18 protein-coding genes are annotated in these 24,156 nt (G+C 38.0%); 6 read left to right on the top strand and 12 right to left on the bottom strand.

Annotated elements, in window-relative coordinates; genetic code table 11:
• Positions 1-138 precede the first annotated feature (138 nt).
• The 8 genes from GQR56_RS19345 to ilvG all read right to left on the bottom strand — a co-directional run bounded on the left by GQR56_RS19345 (position 139) and on the right by ilvG (position 9,256).
• Complete coding sequence (locus GQR56_RS19345; protein ID WP_166114563.1) at positions 139-783, bottom strand: NAD(P)H-binding protein; 645 nt, start codon at positions 781-783, stop codon at positions 139-141.
• Between the two features lie 8 nt (positions 784-791).
• Positions 792-1,451, bottom strand: coding sequence for a carbonate dehydratase (gene can, locus GQR56_RS19340; protein WP_024612246.1), 660 nt, complete (start codon positions 1,449-1,451; stop codon positions 792-794).
• A 31-nt stretch (positions 1,452-1,482) separates the two neighbouring features.
• The gene (locus GQR56_RS19335) at positions 1,483-2,658 is read right to left on the bottom strand and encodes a methyltransferase (protein ID WP_166114560.1); all 1,176 of its coding nucleotides are present in this window, start codon (positions 2,656-2,658) and stop codon (positions 1,483-1,485) included.
• 60 nt (positions 2,659-2,718) lie between these two features.
• Complete coding sequence (locus GQR56_RS19330; RefSeq protein WP_166114557.1) at positions 2,719-3,753, bottom strand: ABC transporter substrate-binding protein; 1,035 nt, start codon at positions 3,751-3,753, stop codon at positions 2,719-2,721.
• Positions 3,754-3,850: 97 nt separating this feature from the next.
• Positions 3,851-5,404 (bottom strand): threonine ammonia-lyase, biosynthetic, encoded by a 1,554-nt coding sequence (gene ilvA / locus GQR56_RS19325; RefSeq protein WP_166114554.1) that lies wholly within the window; start codon positions 5,402-5,404, stop codon positions 3,851-3,853.
• 2 nt (positions 5,405-5,406) lie between these two features.
• Complete coding sequence (ilvD, locus tag GQR56_RS19320; RefSeq protein ID WP_024591428.1) at positions 5,407-7,263, bottom strand: dihydroxy-acid dehydratase; 1,857 nt, start codon at positions 7,261-7,263, stop codon at positions 5,407-5,409.
• Positions 7,264-7,367: 104 nt separating this feature from the next.
• Positions 7,368-7,610: an acetolactate synthase 2 small subunit gene (gene ilvM, locus GQR56_RS19315; RefSeq protein WP_024612241.1), complete on the bottom strand. Its 243-nt coding sequence runs from the start codon at positions 7,608-7,610 to the stop codon at positions 7,368-7,370.
• Positions 7,607-9,256, bottom strand: coding sequence for an acetolactate synthase 2 catalytic subunit (gene ilvG, locus GQR56_RS19310; RefSeq protein WP_166114551.1), 1,650 nt, complete (start codon positions 9,254-9,256; stop codon positions 7,607-7,609). Before ilvG ends, ilvM begins: the two co-directional genes overlap by 4 nt.
• A 554-nt stretch (positions 9,257-9,810) precedes the next feature.
• Here ilvG and GQR56_RS19305 point away from each other — a divergent pair.
• The 6 genes from GQR56_RS19305 to GQR56_RS19280 all read left to right on the top strand — a co-directional run bounded on the left by GQR56_RS19305 (position 9,811) and on the right by GQR56_RS19280 (position 16,907).
• Complete coding sequence (locus tag GQR56_RS19305; RefSeq protein WP_166114548.1) at positions 9,811-11,481, top strand: phosphoethanolamine--lipid A transferase; 1,671 nt, start codon at positions 9,811-9,813, stop codon at positions 11,479-11,481.
• Positions 11,478-11,849: a diacylglycerol kinase gene (locus GQR56_RS19300; protein ID WP_024611231.1), complete on the top strand. Its 372-nt coding sequence runs from the start codon at positions 11,478-11,480 to the stop codon at positions 11,847-11,849. Before GQR56_RS19305 ends, GQR56_RS19300 begins: the two co-directional genes overlap by 4 nt.
• Positions 11,840-13,819: an LTA synthase family protein gene (locus tag GQR56_RS19295; RefSeq protein WP_166114545.1), complete on the top strand. Its 1,980-nt coding sequence runs from the start codon at positions 11,840-11,842 to the stop codon at positions 13,817-13,819. Before GQR56_RS19300 ends, GQR56_RS19295 begins: the two co-directional genes overlap by 10 nt.
• A gap of 73 nt (positions 13,820-13,892) precedes the next feature.
• Positions 13,893-14,567 carry a response regulator transcription factor gene (locus GQR56_RS19290; protein ID WP_166114542.1) on the top strand — a complete coding sequence of 225 codons (675 nt, stop codon included), beginning with the start codon at positions 13,893-13,895 and terminating at the stop codon, positions 14,565-14,567.
• Positions 14,548-15,990, top strand: a complete 1,443-nt coding sequence (locus tag GQR56_RS19285) for a HAMP domain-containing sensor histidine kinase (RefSeq protein WP_166114538.1) — start codon at positions 14,548-14,550, stop codon at positions 15,988-15,990. Before GQR56_RS19290 ends, GQR56_RS19285 begins: the two co-directional genes overlap by 20 nt.
• Positions 15,991-16,028: 38 nt before the next feature.
• Complete coding sequence (locus GQR56_RS19280; protein ID WP_166114535.1) at positions 16,029-16,907, top strand: TraB/GumN family protein; 879 nt, start codon at positions 16,029-16,031, stop codon at positions 16,905-16,907.
• Positions 16,908-16,955: 48 nt separating this feature from the next.
• On the opposite strand, the gene GQR56_RS19275 is transcribed toward GQR56_RS19280, so the two are convergent.
• The 4 genes from GQR56_RS19275 to GQR56_RS19260 form a co-directional block, all read right to left on the bottom strand.
• Positions 16,956-18,365, bottom strand: coding sequence for an ATP-binding cassette domain-containing protein (locus tag GQR56_RS19275; RefSeq protein WP_166114566.1), 1,410 nt, complete (start codon positions 18,363-18,365; stop codon positions 16,956-16,958).
• 101 nt (positions 18,366-18,466) lie between these two features.
• Entirely contained in the window at positions 18,467-20,200 is a 1,734-nt protein-coding gene (locus GQR56_RS19270; protein ID WP_166114532.1) for a response regulator, read from the bottom strand.
• A 130-nt stretch (positions 20,201-20,330) separates the two neighbouring features.
• Entirely contained in the window at positions 20,331-22,664 is a 2,334-nt protein-coding gene (locus GQR56_RS19265; RefSeq protein WP_166114529.1) for a fatty acid cis/trans isomerase, read from the bottom strand.
• Entirely contained in the window at positions 22,661-23,023 is a 363-nt protein-coding gene (locus GQR56_RS19260; protein ID WP_024611223.1) for a hypothetical protein, read from the bottom strand. The genes GQR56_RS19265 and GQR56_RS19260 overlap by 4 nt, the downstream gene beginning before the upstream one ends.
• Positions 23,024-24,156: the final 1,133 nt, after the last annotated feature.

Here is a 24,156-nt window from a genome sequence, read left to right as displayed (position 1 = left end):
CATATTGCCGATAAAACGGGAGCGGGCGTATCCGAGGTGTGTGAAACCAAAACCCAGTAAATACCCCAATAAAAAACGCCAGTCAGCTGTTAACTGACTGGCATTAAGCTTAGGCTGCCTTTTGCTTTTCATGTAAAGCTATTCAAATAAATCATCTAAAACAAAGTACGATAATTTAATTTGTTGCTCGGTGCTTACCGTTAGCATCTTCTTTGCTACTTGCTTACCCGTGATAGGTCTGTAACGTTTTAAAAATGGTAGCCATGCAATAATAGGTAAAATTATACTGCCTATTTTTTCTGCTACTCTAAATTGCTCACGCTGACCTAGCAGTAACGATGGCTGAAAAATACTTATACGCTCAAAAGCAAGCAACTTAATCTGCTGCTCTAGTTGACCTTTCATTTTTAAATAAGGGCTACGACTTTGCGCATTTGCACCGCTGGACGACACTAAGCAATAATGTTTTATTCCATTACTAACAGCTAACTGCGCTGCAATAAACTGGTAGTCAAAATCCACTTTACGCTGTGCACTAATTGAACCCGCTTGCTTTTGTGTAGTCCCTAAGCATGAAAAAAGCACGTCACCTTTAAATAGCTCGCCACATTGGGCTAACTTTTCGAAATCAATTATGTGATTAGTTAGCTTGCTATGCGAAATAGGTAAAGCACGGCGAGTTAAAGTAACCACGTGGGTGTAGTGTGAACTATTAAGTAACTCATTTAGTAGCTCACTACCTACTAAACCTGTGGCACCAAGTATAATCGCCGTTTTAGTCATAAGCTTATTTACTCACAACCTGCTTTTGCAAGCACGTATTGCACAGCTCTTTTATAGCTTTCGGTTTCTTCTGCGGCACACGTTACTACTGATTCTAAATCATGTAAGTGCCCATTTTCTAAACCATAAACCCAACCATGAACACTGAGCTCTTGACCTCTTTCCCATGCATCTTGAACAATGTTAGTACGACAAACATTTCGCACTTGCTCAATGACATTTAGCTCAATAAGGCGGCTTAAACGTTCTTTTTCAGGCATTGCATTTAATTGCTCTAAATGCTTTTCTTTTACGTCGCCTACATGGCGTAGCCAATTATCAATAAAACCAAATTTGGCATCATCTAAAACAGCTTGTACGCCACCACAACCGTAGTGCCCTACTACCATTATATGTTTTACTTTTAATACCTCTACAGCATACTGCATAACAGACAGACAATTATGATCGGTGTGTACAACCACGTTAGCAACGTTACGATGTACAAATAATTCACCTGGTAATAAATCAACTATTTGGTTTGCGGGTACGCGAGAGTCTGAGCAACCAATCCATAGGTATTCTGGATTTTGTTGCATTGATAAAATTTTAAAAAACTCAGGATCAGCTTCACTTGTACGATCAGCCCAGCGTTTATTGTTATCGAATAAATTTTTTAACTTTCTCATTGCATCTCTTATTAAGTCGAGGACGGGAAATTTAATTGCTATTAGCGAGGATCAGAATATTACGAGGCGTTAACTGTTTCTCACAAAACGTTTTAACGCTTACTTGATAACCTTGCTGTTGCAAATATAAAGCACGATCGAGCACAAGCCAAACCTCAATTGCTCTTCTGAACACATGTCGAACCAGTTCAACTCTGTCTGTAATCTTTTTTCGCTCTTGCCCAATAGATAAAAACTTTTCATAATCAGTATCTTGAGGCAATAAAATTGCCTTTTTATCCGCAGCCCATGCACAAAATGATTTAAATGAATCTGAGAATATTGCTTTATTAACCGAAGGGACGCTTACATAGCATTGCTCATCAGTTATCGACTTTCTAAGAGCATCAAAACCAAGGCGCCACTCAAGCTCAGTTTTGCGTACTTTTTCCAAGCGAGAAGGAGCTGTAACTGTTTCTTGTAATGAGAGCTTTAAATCGCGGTGCGTTAAATTAAGGTCGCTTTTACGAGCTAACGTACTCATTGCAAAATACTTATTGGCAGTGAATAAATGATAGCAACACGGAGAAAAACTAATTTCTTGCACTTTGGCTAAACTTGCTTGGCGCATAAATTCTTGATGCAATCCGCCACAAGCATGTAATGCAACAGCATGAATATCCGAGTTAAAAAAATCAGAAGTGTTATCAGTAAGTACATCTACTTGGCTAAAACGCATTGCCAAACCTTGCTGCTGAGCACTTTGCTCGCCTTGTTTACACAAGCTAGATTGCAATTCAATACTATGCACTTCACTTGCTCCATTAAAGGCAAGCATTCTACCTAGGTGCCCTTTACCTGCACACCACTCTAAAACTGGTAGCGTACTATTTGGTAAAGCAGATACAAAGTCTTTTAACTGGTCAAACTTGCGACCTTTAATGCCATTACTTATCCAAAATGGATAATCACTATAAGATTTATCAGCACGAGGTAATTCGCATAGCATTTCGAGTTCTTCAAGCTGATTGATATAAGGGGCAAAAAATTTATATACCTGAGCCTGATCACTATCAATCTCAGCTACTTGCTTGTCAGTTAAGTTGTTGAGTGGCTTTTGTAGCTCAGACCACGGAAGAGTATCAAAATCAAATGCAGTACACTGCCAATACTGGCGGTTACGCTTCAATAATGAATCAAGTGCAAAAAATTGCTCAGCTAAAGTCATAACAACTTACAATAGAAAAAAGACAATTAATTATATCAGCAGATCAAATTTCAAAAGATATTATTTTTTACTAAAAATTAAACGCAGATAAAGCGGTATTGAAATAATACTGATAATAATAGCGGCGATAAGCATCCATGATAATTTAATACTTTCAGGCTCCTGATACTTATAAATAAAGCTAGCTTTTACTTTATCAAACTCATTTTGCTGTATGCCATATAAATCAGCAATGAGTCGCCACTTAGCCATCGACATATTACCTAAGTTAGTTGTAGGGGGGACTATATAATCTTTTAATACTTCGGCTTCATATGCTAATTGATGAAAGCTTTTGTTTGGTGCGTATTTTTGCTGGGTAATCGCAATAGCTTCATCCATATTCATCATTGCATAACGCCAACCTTTTAAACTTGCTTGATAAAACTTTTCAACTGTTTGAGGATGCTTTTTAAGCATTGTCTCACTGGTAAATAAAATATCAGAGTATACATCCATACCGTATCGCTGCGGACAAATAAGCCGATGGGCTACACCTTGCTGGGTCATATAATAAGGCTCAGTAGTAACGTATACCTGCATAGCATCAAACTTATTTTCAATCCATGCTTGGCTAGAATCCTCACCTTTGTAAATCTTGAGCTTTTCGATATTAACAGCACTGCGCTTGAGCATAATGAGTAACTCGGTGTTGTCTTCTCTGCTCACACTTGTGATACGTTTATTGATAAAATCTCGTGGGTGAAAAATATCAGAGGTGTCTTTAACCATCCAACAATAAGGAGAAAACTGTAAGATAGCAGCCATGGCAACAAACGGTTGACCATCAATTCTCTGCTGCAGAATACCAGAATGACCCACACCAAATTGCGCTTCACCATTAGCAACTGCGTCAAAAGTATTTGGCATCATGGGGTTAGCAGGTTTAATTGTTACATCAATGCCTACCTCTTTATAAAAGCCTTTTTGATCTGCCATATAATAACCGGCAAACTGAAACTGATGCATCCATTTTAGTTGTAATGTGACAGATTCTTGCGCCTTAATCTGACCACAAAAAACACACAATACAATAATTAATCCTTTAAGTAGCAACGAGGTTTCCTCAAAAAGTATGACGATTACCTGTAACTATATGTAAAACGTGTGATAAAGCAAGCACCCTAGTTAGGTGCCTGCCTTTAAAGAAGGATTATACTGAGGCGAGTTTTTCGGCTTTTTCTGCTTGCGGTTTTGATGTTAAAAATTGGGTAAAACACGGGTTTTGTGTTTCATCTTGTACACTGTAACCTAAGCGATTCAAATGCTCGTTAAACATCTCATACTGACTCGGCTCAATTGCAAAACCTGCCAGTACATTCCCCATCGAACCACCGTGATTACGATAATGAAACAAGGTAATGTTCCAATTGCTGCCTAAAGTATCTAAAAAGCGTGCAAGCGCACCTGGATACTCAGGAAACTCAAAGCGCAATAAACGTTCATGTAATTGCTCTGGTGCTTTTCCGCCAACCATATAACGCACATGTAATTTAGCGAGCTCGTTATCCGACAGATCGCAAAATTGATAATCGTTATTAGTTAAGTCTTGCTTTAGCTCATTGAGCTCTTGCTCGCCTTGGCGCAGAGCAATACCTACAAATATTTGTGCTTCACCAGGTCCTGCATAACGGTAGTTAAACTCAGTAATAGCACGGCCACCTAAAGAAGCACAAAACTGTTTAAAACTGCCTTTTTCTTCTTTAATAGTAACGGCTAATAGCGCCTCGTTTTTTTCACCCAGCGCAGTACGCTCTGCTACATAACGCAGGCGATCAAAGTTTAAATTAGCACCCGAAAGCACAGCCGCTAAGTGCAACCCTTTTAACCCCGACTGCTGACTCCACTTTTTCAGTCCAGCCGTTGCAAGTGCACCTGATGGCTCTGCAATTGCACGCGTAGATACAAAAATATCCTGCATGGCTGCACATATTTCATCGCTAGTAACGGTTACAACCTCATCGCAAAACTTTTGCGCTAAACGGAATGTCTCAGTACCAATAATTTTAACCGCTACGCCATCGGCAAAACTACCAACACGCTCAAGCTCTACTGGTTTTCCTGCTTCAAGTGCAGCTTGTAAACACGCACTTTCGTCGGCTTCTACGCCAATTACTTTTATATCTGGACGCAGCGATTTAATATAAACCGCCATACCAGCAAGTAAGCCACCACCGCCAACAGGAATAAATACAGCATCAAGCTCGTTTAATTGCTGCATTAACTCGCGTGCTACAGTGCCTTGACCAACAATGACATCCGGATCATCAAATGGTGGGACAAATATACCGTTACGTTGTTGTGTTAACTCAAGCGCATATTCTTTTGCAGCATCAAAATGATGACCATGTAATACAACCTCACCACCAAGTGCGCGCACTGCGCTGACTTTTATTTCAGGTGTTGTTACTGGCATTACAATAGTTGCTTGATGCCCAAGGTGAGATGCACTCAATGCAACCCCTTGAGCATGATTACCCGCAGAGGCAGTGATAACCACTGAGCCTTTAGGTAATTTATTTAATTTGTTATACGCACCGCGTAATTTAAATGAATACACGGGCTGCTGGTCTTCACGCTTTAACCAAACATGATTACCTAGCTTTTTACTGAGTTCAGCCATTTCGCTAACCTCAGTAACTTTAGCCAATGGCTCCATGTTTGCTTGAATAATAGCGCGAAAATAATCGAGCTCTTGAGAGACCATAATTAACTAAGCGCCTCCAATTTAGCTAAATCGCGCACTGCGCCTTTATCAGCACTTGTTGCAAGTAATGCATATGCTTTTAAAGCAGACGATACATAACGCTCACGATCAACTGGTTTGTAAGCCATTTTTCCGCGTGCTAATTGCTTTTGTTTACGTGCCTCAAGTTCCTCATCGCTTAGCGCTAAAGTGATTTCACGTGTTGCAATATCAATAATGATTTTGTCGCCATTTTCAACATAAGCAATTGCACCACCACTTGCCGCTTCAGGCGACACATGACCAATTGATAAACCCGAAGTACCACCCGAAAAGCGACCATCCGTAATAAGGGCACACTTTTCAGCTAAGCCTTTTGATTTTAAGTAACTCGTTGGATATAGCATTTCTTGCATACCTGGACCGCCTTTTGGTCCTTCATAACGAATAACAACAACATCGCCGGCTTTTACTTCGTTATTTAAAATCCCTTCTACTGAATCATCTTGTGATTCGTATACAATGGCGGTGCCTTCAAAATGTAGCATTTCGTCAACTACACCAGCACTTTTTACAACACAACCATCAACGGCTAAATTCCCAGAAAGAACTGCTAAGCCACCATCTTGGCGAAAAGCGTGTTCAACGCTTCGAATACAACCATTCACGCGGTCATTATCACCTTCATCCCAACGACACTCTTGGCTCATTGCTTTAGTAGTTCGAATGCCCGCAGGACCAGCACGATAAAATTTGCGCGCAACTTCATTAGTTGGGTCTGTTGCATCCCATTTTTTAACAAGCTCAGCCATTGTTGACCCAGCTACATGATTAACCGACATATCAACTAAGCCCGCTTTACCAAGCTCGCGTACAACTGCCATCATGCCACCAGCACGGTGAACATCTTCAATATGATACTCTGGTGTTGCCGGTGCAACTTTACATAAAAACGGTGTTTTACGAGATAAAGCATCAATATGCGACATATCAAAATCAACGCCGGCCTCTTGCGCTGCAGCGAGTAAATGTAATACGGTATTTGACGAGCCGCCCATTGCAATATCAACAACCATTGCATTCATAAAGGCTGTTTTATTGGCAATAGCACGTGGCAATACATCTTGATTATCTTTTTGGTAGTACTCACGACATAAATCAACAATACGGGCACCCGCTTCAACATACAGTTGTTTACGGTCTTTATGGGTAGCAAGCGTGGTACCGTTACCAGGTAACGCTAAGCCTATTGCCTCTAACAAACAGTTCATTGAGTTTGCAGTAAACATACCTGAGCACGAACCACATGTAGGACATGCAGAGCGCTCTACTTGCTCTGAATCTGCATCACTTACCGATTCATCTGCGCCTTTAACCATGGCATCAACTAAATCAAGTTTAATGTCGATGTTAGCAAGTTTAGTTTTACCTGCCTCCATTGGACCGCCCGATACAAATATTACCGGAATGTTTAAGCGAAGGGCTGCAAGCATCATCCCAGGGGTGATTTTGTCGCAGTTTGAAATACAGATCATCGCATCGGCGCAGTGACCATTTACCATGTATTCAACCGAGTCAGCAATTAAATCACGCGAAGGTAGCGAATAAAGCATTCCGCCGTGTCCCATCGCAATGCCATCATCAATCGCAATGGTATTAAATTCTTTTGGAACGCCACCTGCTTGGGTTATCGTCTCACCCATAAGCTCACTAAGCTGATTAAGGTGTACATGCCCTGGTACAAACTGTGTAAACGAGTTAACTACGGCAATAATCGGTTTACCAAAATCAGAGTCGGTCATACCTGTTGCGCGCCACAATGCTCTTGCGCCTGCGCGTTTACGTCCTTCAGTTGTTGTTGCACTTCTTAATTTAGCCATAGTTACCTCAGTTTTTTGCCGCTTAACAAGCGGGCATTCCTCATTCTAAAATTGTTGAGTAAGTTATTATTAACTTACCCGAAAATAACGTTCTTATTGCAACATTAAACGACTTGTTGCTGTAAGTTTTGCAAATTGACTTCTTTAACATCAACCAGTTTGTTTAACTGACTTGTTAGTAGGTGAATAGGCTTATCACTATCTACCGTCATTGCTACGTTGTATTGACCGTCGTCCATATTGAGCTGAAAATGCGTTAAGTCAAAACCACGATGACGTACTACACGTAAAAATCGCTCTACGGCAATACTTTGATTTTTTAATACAAGAATTAAGCTGTGTTTCATTTTGCCTTCTCCGTTATCATTTCATCGTTCGCTGCACCCGGTGGTACAAGTGGCCATACGTTTGCTTTGTTATCAATGCAGGCATGTACAATATACGGACCTTTACTATTAACTAATGCTGTTATTGCATCATCAACTTGATTGGCATGCGTAACTGTTTGCCCTGGAATACCAAACACTGCAGCTAATTGTACAAAGTCAGGGTTATCCGAAAGGTTCGTTTCAGAGTAACGACCTTCAAAAAATAGCTCTTGCCATTGGCGAACCATACCTAAGCGCTGGTTATCTAAAATTAATATTTTTACTGGTAAATTATTACGACGAATAGTTGCAAGCTCTTGAATATTCATCATGATTGAGCCATCGCCCGATACAGTTATAACAAAATCATTTGGTCGTGCTACTTGTGCACCAATCGCTGCTGGCAAACCAAAACCCATAGTGCCCGCACCACCACTACTTAAATGGTTGGTTGGATGGCTAAATTTCATATGCTGAGCCACCCACATTTGGTGCTGACCTACGTCACAGCAAACTACGCCTGTTTTTGGCATACGCTCGCTAAGCTGACTAAGTAAATAAGGTGCGTATACCTTTTCGCCTGGATAGTCGTAACGCCATGCATGTTTAACCATCATTTCTTTGTTAACGTCGCACCATGCTTTAGGCGTTACAAAACACTCTAATGCTGGTAACGATGTTTTTAAATCAGCAATTAATGAAGCTTTAGCTGGTTTACGTTTACCTACTTCAGCGGCATCAATATCTAAATGAATAACTTTAGCTTTTGCTGCAAATTTTGCTAAATTACCAGTAACACGGTCATCAAAGCGTGCACCTATACACACTAATACATCGCACTCTTGCACTGCAATATTAGCGGCTTGACCACCATGCATACCTAGCATACCTAAATAATGTTCGTAACCTGGTAATACGCTACCTAATGCTTTAAGTGTTGCTACTGCAGGCATTTGTGTTTTATTTAAAAACTGCATTAACTCGTCTTGCGCATCAGCGGCTTGAACACCACCACCAACATAAGCGACAGGCTGCTTAGCCTCACTCAACAATTGGTTGGCAATAGCCACTTGGTTTAGATCTAGTTCAGGTAAATACTCATCAGCTGCAAGCCAAGGTTTAAAAGGCACTTGCGCCATTTGTATATCTTTTGGGATATCTACAAGTACCGGACCTGGTCGGCCGCTTTGTGCTAAATGCATTGCTTCTTGCAATATTTCAGCTAAATCTTCAGCTCGCTCCACCATATAACTGTGTTTAGTACATGAAAGCGACATACCTAATATATCAATCTCTTGGAACGCATCAGAGCCAATCGCAGCGGTAGGCACTTGCCCTGTAATAGCGAGTAAAGGTACTGAGTCCATCATTGCATCTGCAAGTGAGGTGATTAAATTAGTAGCACCTGGTCCTGAGGTTGCAAAACACACACCTAGTTTTCCAGTGCTACGTGCAAAACCTACGGCAGCAAATCCAGCACCTTGCTCGTGGCGAGCAAGGTAGTGCTTGATCGACGAATCATAAAGCGCATCGTAAATTGGCATAATAGCTCCGCCTGGGTAGCCAAATACGTCTTTTACACCGTGTTTACTTAATAAGTCGATTGTTAGTTCTGCACCTGTCATTAATAAAACCCTCATTCCTCAGTGACAACCCAATTACATTTTTTACGCTTAAAACTTTAGGCTTAAAACTAAAAAGCCCTCCGAACGGTTAAGTGCGGAGGGCTTTTTAATGCTTAAGTTTTTAAAGCACTACGAAGCCCTCGCGGGAATAATCACCACGATAATAATCAGGACTAGGTTTAGTGCGTTTGCAAGCATGTAATTAATACCAAATTTTGTTCAATTGCTACGAAGGTTATTCCTTCGCTCTCTTTTTATATTAGTACCGCGCTAAGCCCCTTAAGTCAACACCAAAGTTAATCTAAGAAAAAGGGGAATATGGAAATTAAGTGGTTTTAAAATTCACCATTAACAAAAATAAAGGTTTTTTTATGCTGTAATTTCAAGCACGGAAATTCACTATTCTTATATTCTCTGTTTAAGGTTTGATTAATTTTTAAAAAGAAGGTGATAAATAAAATTATTTATTACCCTCAGGCAATGCGTAGGTTCTCTTAAGCAATTCTTAAGTGTTGTTACATAGCATGGTGTTGTTATTTTAAACGAGCCTAAATATGAATACACTTAGCCAAACACCTGAACAAAAAAAGCCAAACCGTAGTAAACGATTTTATATTCACTGTAGTGCTAACGCCTTTGTAGTGATGATTGCCTGCTATTACTGTTTAGTTATAAACATTCCTTTTATTCAAGGCTCGTTTAGCGCCATTACCTCATTGGCTTCCTTTTCGTGGCTATTTTTACTTTCAGTACCACTACTTTTGTTATGCCTTTTAATTATTTTCTTTTCGATAGTGTCGGTTAGATGGTTATTAAAACCAATTAACTATCTTTTACTGATAATTTCTAGCGCCGTGCTTTACGGCTCATTAAATTACGGTGTCGTGTTTGACTATTCGATGATTCAAAACACGTTCGAAACCGATTCAAGCGAAGCGTTGAGCTATTTAAACCCGCAGCTCATAGCCTTTTTACTGTTGTTTTGTGCGTTACCTGTTTTTATATTAAGCAAAGTAAAAATACACTTTACTCGCCCTCATCAAGAAGCGATTAGCCGCATAAAACTTATTATTGCCTGCTTAACGCTAATTGCTTTAGTGGTCGCTAACTTTTACGCCGATTACGCAGCCACTGGTCGTAACAACCGCATTTTGAAAAAAGAAATTATTCCGTTTCAATATCTCTCTAGCGGTTATAAATATATGCGCGATCAACTGCTATACACCAATATAGAATTTAAAAACATAGATGCAGCACCCACCCTAATTGCGCCTAATACCACCAGCGTAACAGTTATAGTTGTTGGCGAAACAGCACGAGCAGAAAACTTTGCTTACCAAGGTTATAAACGCAACACCAACTCTTACACTCAAAAGCATAATGTTTCGTATTTTAATAATGTGGCGTCTTGCGGCACAGCCACCGCAGTGTCTGTGCCGTGTATGTTTTCATTGCAAACACAAGATAACTTTGATCGATTAGCAGCCGACAACCAACAAAATCTGATTGATTTAGCACAACAAGCTGGCAGCGATGTACTGTGGGTTGATAATAACAGCGGCTGCAAGAACGTATGCACTCGTGTTGTTAACATTGATATCCCAACCACCCCATCAGCGCTTTGCGATGGAAAATATTGTTTTGATGAAGCGCTTATTGCTCCACTTAGACGCAAACTCGCTAATTTAAGCCAAGCTAACACCGTTATCGTCCTACATATGATGGGGTCACACGGACCAACCTACTTTAAACGCTACCCAGATAAATTTAAGCAATTTACGCCCACATGCGACAGAAGCGACATTCAAAACTGCTCACTCGATGAATTAGTTAATACCTACGACAACACAATTGCGTACAGCGACTTTGTTAACGCCCAAGTAATTGAGCAATTAAAAACGCTGCCAAACAACATAGATAAGCAGTTTTTATATATCTCGGATCATGGTGAATCACTTGGCGAAGGCGGTGCTTACTTGCATGGTTTTCCGTATAGCTTTGCCCCAAGTACACAAACGCATGTCCCCCTTTATATGTGGGCTGATGAGCATAATCAGCGCATTACCAATACCTGTTTAGCTAATTTAGATACCAGTGCAGCACGCTCACACAATAATATTTTTCACACCCTTTTAAATTTAATTGGCATTAAAAGCAAAACGTATCAAGCATCGCTTGATTTACTTGCTAGCTGCCAAACAACACCAAGCGAAATAAAACGATGAGTAATAAAACCGTTATAAAGCGCCAAGGCTTAATGCGTCTTATTTTTACCTTAAGCCATTCTTTTAACGGCTTAAAATGGATGAGTCGATTTGAAGCGGCGTTTCAACAAGAGCTAGCACTGTTTTCATTACTTGGTGTGTTTGTGTGGCTACAAGAAATTGCACTGAGCGATAAATTACTGCTTATCGCCAGCCTGCTTTTTGTATTGTTTGCTGAACTTGTAAATACGGCAATTGAGGTTGTAGTTGATAGGATTGGCAGCGAATACCATGAGCTTTCGGGTCTCGCTAAAGATATTGCCTCTGCCAGTGTGTTTATAGCCATGTTAATTACCGCACTTATTTGGTGGGCTGTGTTATGGGCATAAAGCTAAATTTTATACCTAAAATAACGAGGTTAATATTTAAAGTAATACCTAAGGTACAAAATGCACTTGGCCCTGTATGGATTTTTGTTGTATTTGCTGTTTTAGCACTTGGCTTTTTAACACTTGCTCGCTTTGGGTTAAGTGTATGGCAAGGCGAACGTGTATTTGGATCGCATGCGTGGTTATCTATATTTATAGGTGGTTTAAGAGTTGATATAGCCACTCTAAGCTACATTATTATGCCCGCATTGCTACTTACTTTACTGATGCAAAGCATAGGATGGCAAAATAAAGTACGCAGCCTAATTAAAATTTACTTACTGACGATATCTGCTTTACTCGTTTTTTTTGAAGTGATTACGCCTACGTTTATAAACGAGTATGACTTGCGCCCTAACCGCTTATTTATAGAGTATTTAATTTACCCTAAAGAAGTCTCAAAAATGATTTTTTCAGGCTACAAGTTGGAGGTACTTATTGCTGTTATAGCGCTTGTTTTAAGCTGTAAATTTACGAGCAAAGTCTTTAGTCATCAATGGCAAAACAAGTCATCATTAACAAAGCTAAATCAATCAATTTTAGCGCTCATTTTAGTGAGCTTAACTATTTTAGGTGCACGTAATTCATTAGGGCACAGACCGCTTAACCCAGCCATGGTCTCCTTCTCTACTGATCACTTACTTAACGATTTAACCCTTAACTCGGTTTATAGCGTCGCGTTTGCAGTAAAGCAACTCTCTAACGAGCAATCAAGCCAAGACTATTACGGCAAAATGCCCACCGATGAATTACTTAGTATTGTGCGCAGTAATATGCAAAATACGCAGGCTGCATTTAATGATGTAACCGCCCCAACAAAAACGTTTCATGCAGCAAGCAATATAGGTAAACCAAAAAACCTAGTCATTATTTTACAAGAAAGTTTAGGCGCACGTTATGTAGGAACACTTGGCGGTTTACCCCTTACACCTAATATTGATGCACTTTATAAACAAGGCTGGGGATTTGATAATTTATACGCAACAGGTACACGCTCTGTTCGTGGTATTGAGGCGGTAATTACAGGATTTACACCAACACCTTCGCGTGCGGTTGTTAAGCTTGATAAATCACAACGTGATTTTTTTACCATTGCTGACTTTTTAGCGAAGCAAAATTACAACACGCAGTTTATTTATGGTGGCGAAAGCCATTTTGACAACATGCGAAGCTTCTTTTTAGGCAATGGCTTTAAAGATATTGTTGATACTAATAACTTTAATAAAATAGACTTTAATGGCTCGTGGGGCGCATCAGACGAAGACTTATACGACCAAGCTGATATAGAACTTACTAAGCTTAAAAAACAAAATAAACCATTTTTAAGTCTTATATTTTCAAGCTCTAACCATAGCCCATATGACTTTCCTGACGACAAAATAACGCTGTACGATAAACAAAAACAAACCCGTAATAATGCAGCAAAGTATGCAGATTACGCGCTAGGCGCATTTATCAAAAAAGCTAAAAAATCGAGCTACTGGGATGATACCGTATTTATAGTTATTGCCGATCACGACTCCCGCGTATCTGGGGCGAGTTTAGTACCGGTTGATCACTTTAGAATTCCGGCCGTTATTTTTGGTAAAAACATTACCCATAAACGCGATAGCCAACTAGCTAGCCAGCTCGATATTCCTGTTACTTTACTATCTTTAATTGGCGCAAGTGGCAAGCACCCAATGATAGGTCATGATTTATCAAAGCCAATTAGCAACAACAAACAACGCGCAATGATGCAATACGATAAAAACTTTGCCTATATGCACGATAATAAAGTGGTCGTGTTACAACCGCAAAAACCAGCAACAACATATACTTATAGTAATAATCAACTTGTGCCGTGTAAAAACGATGAGCAACTGATAAAAAAAGCCCTAGCCCATGCCAATCTAGGTAATTTAGCCTACACAAATGGCTGGTACCATTAGTTATTATTCTTGCAGTGACTTGATAATAAAGCCTTGTTAAAGTAACAAGGCTATTTTTATAAACCGAGTAAACATGAAAATCCTCGTTATTGAAGACTCCGAAGCACTAAGGCGCAGCTTACAAGTTGGTTTTAGCAATCTTGGTTTTACCGTAGATGAAACTGGTGATGGTTCAGAAGGTTTAAGCATGGCACTTAGTGGAAGCTATGACTTACTCGTACTTGATTTAATGCTACCCAGTGTAGATGGCATGAGTATTTTACAAGCACTTCGCAGCAGTAAGAGCCAAAGCCGCGTGCTTATTTTGTCAGCAAGAAGTGAGCCTCAAGATAAAATTAATGGCCTTATGAAAGGTGCGGATGACTATTTAACCAAACCATTTTCGTTTGAAGAACTGCACGCTCGTGTACTTGCGCTACTTCGCCGAGGTTCACTGCAAAGCCAACAAAATACGCTTACCGTAGGCGACTGCGTATTAGATCTCTCGCTTAAAACACTTCACTATAAACAACATACCATTGAGCTCACTCGTAATGAATATAAAATAATAGAATGCTTATTTAATGCTCCCGAACGAGTGTTAGGGCTGGAACTTATAAGTGAAGCGATAGTTGGTCAGTTCGATATGCTCTCTAAGAATGCGCTTGAAGCACATATTTCAACCATACGTAAAAAAGTAAGACAAGTTGATGGCGAGCTTTCAATAAAAAATAAACGTGGATTTGGCTATGTCGCAACAACAAAATAAAAATCACTCAATTAAACGTAAACTCGTTAATAATATTAGCGCTGTGCTTTCGGTTATTTTATTCACCATATTTTTAACTGTTGATTTAAGTGTTGATACTTGGGTGGAGGATCAGTTCAATCAGTCTTTAACGAATAAAGCTAACTACTTAAAAACCTTAGTTGAGGATGACAACAACGTAGTTGAATTTGATTTTGCTGGCGAGTTTATGTCTGAATATGAAAAAGCAGATGCAAGTGAATTTTACCAACTTTGGCATGGCAGTGATGTGTTTGAGCGCTCTGACTCATTAGAGCTTTATAAAGATGCTAACCTGCCCTTTTTAGAAATGCCGATAAACGAATCTAAAATTATAGATTACGAACTTCCCAACGGGCGTGACGGTCGCGCACTAATAAGTCACTTTGTAGCCCAAAAAGACGATAGAAACCCAACTCATTCGGCTGTTTTTAATACCATGACTCTTGCTATTGCAGCGCCTACCTCAGAGCTTAATAAAGTACTTATTATTATTGATGTGGTATTTATTTTAACCTGCGTGTTTGGTGTATTTGGTGTACGTTATTTAGTTACCCGAATTGTAAATAAAGGTTTGTACCCACTGCACAATTTAAACGACCAAATAAAGCTACTCGATATCACCGGTGTTGCACAAACAATAGAAAGCGACTTTAAAGTAGAAGAAATAGAACCTATACGTAACGAGCTCAATAAGTTCATTACAGTTAACCAACAACTTTATAGTAATGAAAAACGGCTAACGAGCGACATTGCACATGAGCTAAAAACCCCCATAGCTGAATTAATAAGTCTCTCTGAGGTAGCTCTTCGCTATCCTAACGATAAACGCATTAGTGATACTTACACAAGCGATATACTCAGTATTTCTCAACGTATGAAAACCATAGTAAATAACTTATTGCTACTGCAGCGCTCATCAAATAGCGCAATAGAATTAAATACACAAAATATAATTCTAAATAACTTAGTAAATCAAAGTATTAATGAATTAGCCTTTAAACACCCAAAAATTAAAGAACGCTTAAATAACCTTATTACAAATAAAGTAGTAATTATTGCTGACGAATTTAGCTTAAATACTATTTTATGTAATCTCATCGATAACGCGCTCTTTTATGGATTAACAAACGAGCCAATACAACTAAGCGCACTTAATGATAATCAAAATACAATTATTTCATTAAGTAATAAAGTCACAGCACCACTAAATGATGAGCAGTTAAAAGCTATTTTTGATCCCCTCTATCAACTAGATTCATCGCGAACGAATAATCAGCGCCATGGTTTAGGGCTTTCTATTGTGCAAAGTTTATGTAATTTAAATGGCTTTAAAATAGAGGCTAAAAACACTAATAAAAATACCCTAACACTAAATTTAACGATACCTTTAAATTTAGACTAAGATTTATCTAACTTAACCACTGATTTTAAGGACAAACTATGAATATTCTGCCACGCATAAGTCATTTTTTTATTATGAGTCTGCTTATAGCATTTAGCTTTAACAGCTATGCTGATCCGGCTTTGTACAAAATAGAAAAAAACGGCGTTAACTCTTACTTATTTGGCACCGTACATGTAGGCGATGCAAGCATGAAAGGCTTGCCAAAAAATGTAACCGATGCCATTGATGATAGCGAGCAGGTCATTGTAGAAGTTGATATTAGCAAACTGACACCAATAGAAATGCAACAACGTTCTATGCCGTTTATGATGCTTACTAATGGTAAAACACTGCAAACTGAACTTTCAAAACAAAATTACAACAAGCTTAAAGATTACTTTGCTAAAAAGTCGATTGATATTGCCATGTTTAATAGTTTAAAACCGTGGGCTGTAATGATCACAATGATGCAAATTGAGTTTCAAAATGCTGGTTACTCAGATAAAACAGGAATTGATAAGCAAGTACTTGCTTACGCTAAAACCAAGGACATAAAAGTTGGTGAATTAGAAACATTGGAACAGCAGTTACAAATGTTTAATGGTATGGATTTACTTAATAACGAAATGATTGAAGAAACATTTGAACAGCTTGCAGACATAGAAACATATTTTATTAAGTTGGTAAATGCATGGAAAAATGGCGATATGAAAACACTAACTGACTATTATAATAAAAGCTTTGACGATAGTAACTATGGTGAAATTAGTGAGCAAGTAATGCTAATAAACCGCAATAATAATTGGATTAAGCAATTAACTCCACGCTTAGCGAACGAGCAACTATTTATTGCAGTAGGCGCCCTACATTTACCTGAGCAGTATGGTTTACTTAAGCAATTACAAGACAAAGGCTTTACTGTTACTCGCCTTTAAAGTTGAAGAATAGGTTGAGCGAGCTTTCTCTCAACCTTTTTCTCTGTTTTAATTGAAATATTCCATTTTTAAGTAACTTTCTATTCCTTTAATTTTGTCTGCCGCATGATGATTTACGTAGATCACAGTACTCGTATTAGCAGCACAAACTTTTTCTATCAGTAGCAATACTCGCTGTCTGTTTGCTTCATCTAAGCCCAAACAAGGTTCATCCAAAATAAGTAACGTTGGGTGCTTTACCATAGCGCGTACAATTAAAAGTAAACGCTGATCGCCATACGAAAGCTGGGTGAATGAGGTGTTTTGTTTGTCACTTAAACCAATAAATGCCAGCCACTGTTGAGCAATATTAATTTGTGCGTCGCTCGGTTTTTGATATAAACCTATGCTGTCGTAAAATCCTGAAATAACAGTATTTAAAGCCGATATACTTACGCGGTAATCCATATGTAGCGCATTTGATATAAAACCAATATGTTGCTTTATATCCCAAATACTCTCTCCGGTACCACGTCTAAAACCAAACACTTCAATTTCGTTGTTGTAGCACTGTGGGTTATCACCGGTTATTAAATTTAATAAACAAGTTTTGCCTGAACCGTTAGCACCACTAAGTTGCCAATGCTGATGTTTTTTTATAGTCCAGTTCAAGTTTTTGAATATGGAAACATCACTATAACTAACCTTGGCATTGCTCAATTTAACTAAAATATCACCTGTAAATACACTTTGAGTTTGCTCGATATCAGGAGATGGTACATCCAATGAAGTATGTTCTAAGTGTAGTAGTTTTAGTAAATCACTTAATTGCTCACTACTTGGCTTTGCCAAAGTATTTAACAAACAACCTTGGTTAACATAACCATAATGAGTAATGAATGAAGGAATTTCGTCTAGACGATTTAGTACAAAAACAAAAGTAACTGTTTGGCTAAGCTCTGTGAGTATTTTATTAAGCTGCTCACAAGACTGCACATCAAGTCCGTTAAATGGTTCATCAAGCACAACTAAGTCTGCATTTGAGCTCAGTGCTTTAATTAGTAAAAGCTTGCGTGTTTCACCAGTTGATAGATCTCTAAAGTGCCGAGTAAGTAATTCATTAAACTTAAATAGTTTAATGAGCTGCTCTCGTAAACCGGCGTTATAGTTTTGGTCTGTAAAAATAAGTTCCTCTACTGCGCTAAGCTTTTCTCCTTCAAGCTCTTTATTTAACAACTGTTTTTGCGCATCAGATGAAACAAGTTGTAAGTTTTTAAACGTGCTTGCCATTCGGCCACTTTCATACTTGGCTTCACCTACTAATGCAGCTGTTAATGCTGATTTACCCGCACCGTTAGCGCCTAATAGCAGCCAATGTTCGCCCTGATTAACTTGCCAGCTTAAATTATGAATACTATATCGGCTTTTACCTTGCCCTTGTAGATAGCCATTAAATTGCTGAAATTGAATTGATTGCACAATCGACTGCACACTAAGATCCTAAGCAAATATTAAAATTATAAATTAACGTATTTTGAAAGCGCTTAGCAAGTGAGTTTTCATCACTTAAACATTAAAGCTTAAGAGTCAGCTACTTCTCGATTAAACACACGAGTTAGCACATCAATAATTGCTTGTTTATCTATAGGTTTAAAAATATGATCTTGTGCTCCACACTCGTTTGCATATGCAATATCATTCTCAGAGGTATTAGCAGTAACAACCACAATAGGTATACCATCATCAAAAATGTGTATTGCTTTACTTGCTTCAAAACCATCCATAACAGGCATGTTTAAATCCATAAAAATGACGTCATATTGCTTTTTAGTCACCATTTCGCAAGCAACCTTACCATTTTCAGCGCACTCATAACTAAAGCCTAGCGATGCTAGAACACGTGTTAAAACAAGCATATTAAGAGGATTATCTTCAACAACTAAGCAATGTAGTGTTGATGGAAGTAATGCATTTTTTGAAACTTCAAGTTGCTTAGTCACTATTGGAATTTGAAGGGTTACTAAAGCACCTTTTGGCTTATTGCTTTCAAATTGTATATCGCCATTAAAAGCTTTAACAATATATTGAACGCGAGCAAGACCTGTTCTGAGCCCTTGAAAATGATTATTTTGATTTAAAGAGTCAAAACCTGAAGTGCGAACAGGATTTGAAAAACCTATTCCGGTATCTTCTACTGTAATTATTAATTGATCGTTACGCAGTTTTGCCGTTACATTAACCTCTCCTTGTTCTGTAAACTTTAAAGCGTTACCAAGTAACTCTGTAAGGACTTGCTGTAAACGTTGGTGATCAATTTTTACAGTGCAATTAAGAGTTGAGTCAAGAGCGGTTACTAATTTGATGCCCTTTTGTGTATAGCCATACTCATAGGCAATTAATACTTTTTCTAATGATTTTAATAAGTTATCGTTTTTAGATTTTAAAGCCCAATGCCCTAAACTTAAAGCTTGTAAATCTTGTAGTTCATCAAGCATTGCGACTAATCTTAGAGCGCAGTACATTGCTTGATTTTTAATATTTTGCTTATTTTTTGAGATATTTAGCTCTTCAATAGAAACTACAAGACCTTGCAGCGGCGTTCTAAATTCGTGACTTGCTCTGGCAATAAAATGCTCTTTATTTTTACTAACTTGTTTCGAAAATTCTTTTTGCTTGTGGTACTTTTTTAGTGTGTGAAGTATCTTCTGCTCCATTGGCATAAATATAAACCGAAGCTCAACTAGCAATAACAACATAGCTAAAAGCCAAAATAACAACTCAAAATTAGAGACCCAATTAACTTTTTTAACGGCTTGTTTTTCGAACAAACTAACGGCGATATCTAAGCGCTTTAATAACTTTTCAACATGGACAACTGAGAAGATTTTCGATTCAACATCCCCTTGCTGATACAGCAAATTATTGGCTTCTTGAATAAATAATTTAATCTGGGAATCTAGACTATTAGGCTCCGATTCATATAAATTAATTAATTCTGGAGTTAAATATATATAATCGCCGCTTTCGCTTTTTGAGAGTAAACTTTTATGCGCACTTTCAAATAGGTTGATTGATGCTTTTAAAGAATGAACGTGCTCAGGGAGTTTATTCGGTGATGAAAGTATGACACCACTATGCCATGCTATTTTTTGCGAAAGCATACGCTGTTTACCGGCGATATTTATAATTTTTGCGTCAAAACGTTGTGCTGAAAAGAAATACTGCATAAGTGAAGCAGATAAACTGATAAGTAATGCAATGCTGATTAATGCCCATCTATAGCGGGTACGAATATTTTCTACAACTTTAAACATATTTAGACCTATTTTTTTGTTTTAAGTGTAGCTCATATTTTAAAAACTAATACGTGACTTATAATGATTATATTCATAAAAAAAACCAGTATATAAATACTGGGTTTCATATTAATCCACTGACTTTAATTTAACGATTTTCTAATCGGTTATAATCAAACATACCATATTCAACCCCTCGATATTTTTTAGCTGTGTTATGTAAAATATCACTGTATTGCCAAAATTGTGGGTGTGTACGGCGAATACCAAACTTAGTTTTTAATGCGCGGTAATCAGCTTCTATTTGCATCATTGGTAACTGCTCAGAAAAAGCAGCAACTTGCTGGTCATTATTTAAATACCAAATAGCTGCTGGGTAATCACCAATAAATCCAGGTACGATAGTCGCAGTATCTTCTTCATAGGCACGCTGTCCATCTTCGTTTAATAAACTAGATATATTGTAGTGCGCATTATGATGAATAATAGTGTAAGCCTTATGGCTATCATCACCTTGCTTAACTAACACAAAAGATAATTGTGGCAATAAGTTAACAGCTTTTGCTGGCATTGTATTAATCACACTTAAATCTTTAGGTACTTTAGTGTAATCGTATTTTTCACTTAATACTGGTGCTAAAGCCTCTTTCATTAACTCATAAAGTTCGTGTTGAGGATCGTCTGTTTTATACTCAATACCACTTGGTTGACTAAAATCTCGATTATTTTTAAAGAATTTAGAAAGGCTTGGAGGCGACTTTCTATACCAACTTTTATTAATTTGATTACGCTTTTGCTCAGGTAGTAATGCTAAGAAATTTTGCTCTCCCTCTAAGCGTAAAAAATCCATGTATAAACGCGTTACAAGTTGATGCCCTACATTCCCGTATACATCAAAGCCCGCTACTAACAAATAATGAATACGCTCAAACAATGCATAATCTAGTACCCACATTGTTTTTGGTTCTTGACCAATAAAGCCCTTCACAACTGTTGCACTGTCGTAATGACGGAAGATTGTTAACGCTGCATTTTTATTATTACCATCGCCTTGCCAAAGTAAATCAGTAGTAAGATGCTCACCGTTTTTAAACATTTTATTGGCTAGATCAACTTTAGCTTGTAAGTACTTTTGTTCGCGAACTGAATATTTAACCCAGCTCGAAATTGGTAGCGCATTACTCTCCTCTGCAGCAGGAAGCTCTAAAGCCTCTTCGTGTTGCATTAGCATCTCTCTTACAGCAGGAGTCGCCACTTTTTTAGGGTCAGCAAAAGCGACCCAAAAATGATCATTTATAACGTTCAAAGCTATTTGCCCACGACAAACAGGTCCTTTAATAAAGCCCATTATAATGAGCTCAGCTTCATCAAGCATAAACTGATATTTTGAATTAATAGGAATCACTTCAAATGTTTTAAAGGGATTAGATGCTGATTTAGGATCATAGCTAGGCATTTGCTTAACAGTATAATCTGGTGCAATGAACTGCTCATATAAACGTAATAACTTAGCTTCATTAAGCTCAAGTGGTAAATGCGTTTTAGAGAGTATTGTTGTGCGTTCTTGCATAAAGCGGTAATAAACACGACTAACTTTAGGATCATCATAAGGACGACGTGTATTTATAAGCTGTATTTCCTCACCTGGAGGTGTGCTTGAGCGTACTAATTTAAAAAAGCTTTGAGGGTTATCTGGCGTAAAATATACGTGCGCTAAAAACCAATGTTCATAAATATAGCGAGCTGATAGTTGATACTTTAAATCATCTTGATTTAAAAAAGCTTCCCAACCCTTTATTTTATTCTGATCAAACTTACTTGGTGGCTTAATATGCGACATTTTACCGCCTGTTTTTAGCCATTTTTGTAAATGATTAAACTCCTCACGAGATACACCAGGCAAACCATAAGGCATACCAGCATGAGGCTGATCATTAGCCAACCTGTCAAACTCCCCCATAGTGGCACATGTCTGCGAACGACCTAATGAGAAGTCAAACTCATCATCTAATACTTCATTTTCTGGTAACTCATGACTTTGCTTTAGCACTAAACTATTAAATAAAACACTGCCCGCTAAATTAGCTTCTTCAGTTTGTACTCGTTCATTAAGTACTGGCGTAAAGTTTTTCTCTCGCCATTGTTGAGTGTTAGTTGCATCAAATAATAAACGACTTGGGGTTGTCGCTAGTAAACGAGTTCCATCATAAACCAACTCTTTACTTAATCCTCTATCAATACCTTCAGGAGATGAAAGCTTAAGCTGACAAGGAGCGTCATAACAACCATGGCAAACCACACAACGAGTATCGAGCACTGGCTTTACGTTTTGTAAAAAATCAGCACCAGCAAGTGTAGAGTGTGGAACAATACGTTCTTGCGTTTGCTCAGGACCAAACAAATCGTCGTAATGAGCATTACCTAAGTATGCACAACCACTAAGAATAATTAATACAAACGTACTTATTATTATTTTTTTCATTCGTCCTCATCACCTAAATCAAATGTGGGCATCATATCCATTTGTGGTGAAACGAATGTTTTTTGAGCTTCAGTATTTAAAACAATACTTAAAAGAGGACCATGCGTTAATGTTATTTGCGCATCATGTTCTTGCTCTAATATATTTAAATATAAAGAGTTACTAATAAGTAACTCATAACCGCTTACAGTAATAGCTATACTGCTATCTTCACTTGGATTTTGACAAATTTGGGCTAGCAACTCATCATTTAGAGAAATGGAAATTTCAAAATCAGGTTGCTCTAAATCTCTCTCACTTAATGTTTCATCAAGGAGAAATAAAGGGAGGGTTAAATTGCTATCTTGTTCAAATTCCATTGCGATCTCTGCACTTGCTGACGATTTAATTAACAAGCATTATAACAAACTAGCGAGTAAATTAACGCTAAAGCTAATGCAAATAAATCAAGAATAAAGGCTTACTTCACTTTATACTTAATAAATATATGAAGAATTTAAACGTCATCCATTACGGATTGGATCACCGAAAATACAGCGCCTTGAGAATCGCAAATAATGCTAAAACGACTAACATCGGGGATATCAGTATCAGATACGCATATTTCACCACGAGACTAATTGCCTGATTTATTGTTATATCACAGTTTTTCACTGAAAAATAAATCATCCAATGATCGCAGGTATCTTCAGGCTAATCACTTGTCATTTCAAGCATGCCACCAATTGTTCGTCCTCTATCAAGAATAAAGTGCATTTAGCTCACCTAAGGTTACAACCTTTTACTCATTTTCTTGCCATAGCGCAACAGTCGTACCTACAGTTTTTTTAGCATAAGCATACAGCCAGCACTCATTACATTATGAAGACCCGAAATAATTTAAGCACCTAGCTTTTTCTCTTTTACAACACAATCATCGACATTATCGACTGTAATATAAGCCAAACAATGACTTCATATCTCTGGAATAACTTGCTCTTTAGGTATCTTATATAAGCCGCTATATCAACATCTTGTTTTTGTAGCATGGTGTAATATATCTTCTCCAATAGATTAATCCGCCCCCCCCCCCCAATCAAACAATTATGTATAAAACGCCTACCTTCTTTTCAATTATGTATACAAAGTTCTGACCAACAGAAAATGCTATTTGGATGATTTTCAGTTTCACTCATGATTAAGTCTTTACTATTCTACTTTTATCTAAACGAGCCATGTAAATTTTTATAAACTATATAACTGAACAGATCATAAATTGAGATTAGAACAATAAAAATCAGAATCGATAAAGTGAAGGCACAATTTTAAAGTTAAAAAGCCCAAACTGTTAGATTCGGGCTTTCTACAATGTGAAGTCGGTGCGCTACGCATATGCAGTAGAATGTTTTAGTGCCCAAAGCGGTGGAGAGCCACAGTGTAAATACACCACTATCATTCTCTCAAGCTGCTTATTATCGCGCTATTGCTGAGACTGGTGAGCTTCTTTAAAGTG

Origin of the sequence: Pseudoalteromonas sp. Z9A5 (genome assembly GCF_011378875.1) — a bacterium.
Taxonomy (GTDB): Bacteria; Pseudomonadota; Gammaproteobacteria; order Enterobacterales; family Alteromonadaceae; genus Pseudoalteromonas.
The sequence above is the reverse complement of the archived record's forward strand: the minus strand, read 5'-3'. Positions and strand labels throughout refer to the sequence as shown.

Coding starts and splice junctions, on each gene's coding strand:
- GQR56_RS19290 (WP_166114542.1), top strand. CDS start 13,893: ATGAAAATCCTCGTTATTGAAGACTCCGAAGCACTAAGGCGCAGCTTA.
- ilvD (WP_024591428.1), bottom strand. CDS start 7,263: ATGGCTAAATTAAGAAGTGCAACAACAACTGAAGGACGTAAACGCGCA.
- ilvG (WP_166114551.1), bottom strand. CDS start 9,256: ATGACAGGTGCAGAACTAACAATCGACTTATTAAGTAAACACGGTGTA.
- GQR56_RS19295 (WP_166114545.1), top strand. CDS start 11,840: ATGGGCATAAAGCTAAATTTTATACCTAAAATAACGAGGTTAATATTT.
- GQR56_RS19300 (WP_024611231.1), top strand. CDS start 11,478: ATGAGTAATAAAACCGTTATAAAGCGCCAAGGCTTAATGCGTCTTATT.
- GQR56_RS19280 (WP_166114535.1), top strand. CDS start 16,029: ATGAATATTCTGCCACGCATAAGTCATTTTTTTATTATGAGTCTGCTT.
- GQR56_RS19285 (WP_166114538.1), top strand. CDS start 14,548: ATGTCGCAACAACAAAATAAAAATCACTCAATTAAACGTAAACTCGTT.
- GQR56_RS19345 (WP_166114563.1), bottom strand. CDS start 783: ATGACTAAAACGGCGATTATACTTGGTGCCACAGGTTTAGTAGGTAGT.
- GQR56_RS19270 (WP_166114532.1), bottom strand. CDS start 20,200: ATGTTTAAAGTTGTAGAAAATATTCGTACCCGCTATAGATGGGCATTA.
- can (WP_024612246.1), bottom strand. CDS start 1,451: ATGAGAAAGTTAAAAAATTTATTCGATAACAATAAACGCTGGGCTGAT.
- GQR56_RS19260 (WP_024611223.1), bottom strand. CDS start 23,023: ATGGAATTTGAACAAGATAGCAATTTAACCCTCCCTTTATTTCTCCTT.
- ilvA (WP_166114554.1), bottom strand. CDS start 5,404: ATGGTCTCTCAAGAGCTCGATTATTTTCGCGCTATTATTCAAGCAAAC.
- GQR56_RS19335 (WP_166114560.1), bottom strand. CDS start 2,658: ATGACTTTAGCTGAGCAATTTTTTGCACTTGATTCATTATTGAAGCGT.
- GQR56_RS19305 (WP_166114548.1), top strand. CDS start 9,811: ATGAATACACTTAGCCAAACACCTGAACAAAAAAAGCCAAACCGTAGT.
- GQR56_RS19265 (WP_166114529.1), bottom strand. CDS start 22,664: ATGAAAAAAATAATAATAAGTACGTTTGTATTAATTATTCTTAGTGGT.
- ilvM (WP_024612241.1), bottom strand. CDS start 7,610: ATGAAACACAGCTTAATTCTTGTATTAAAAAATCAAAGTATTGCCGTA.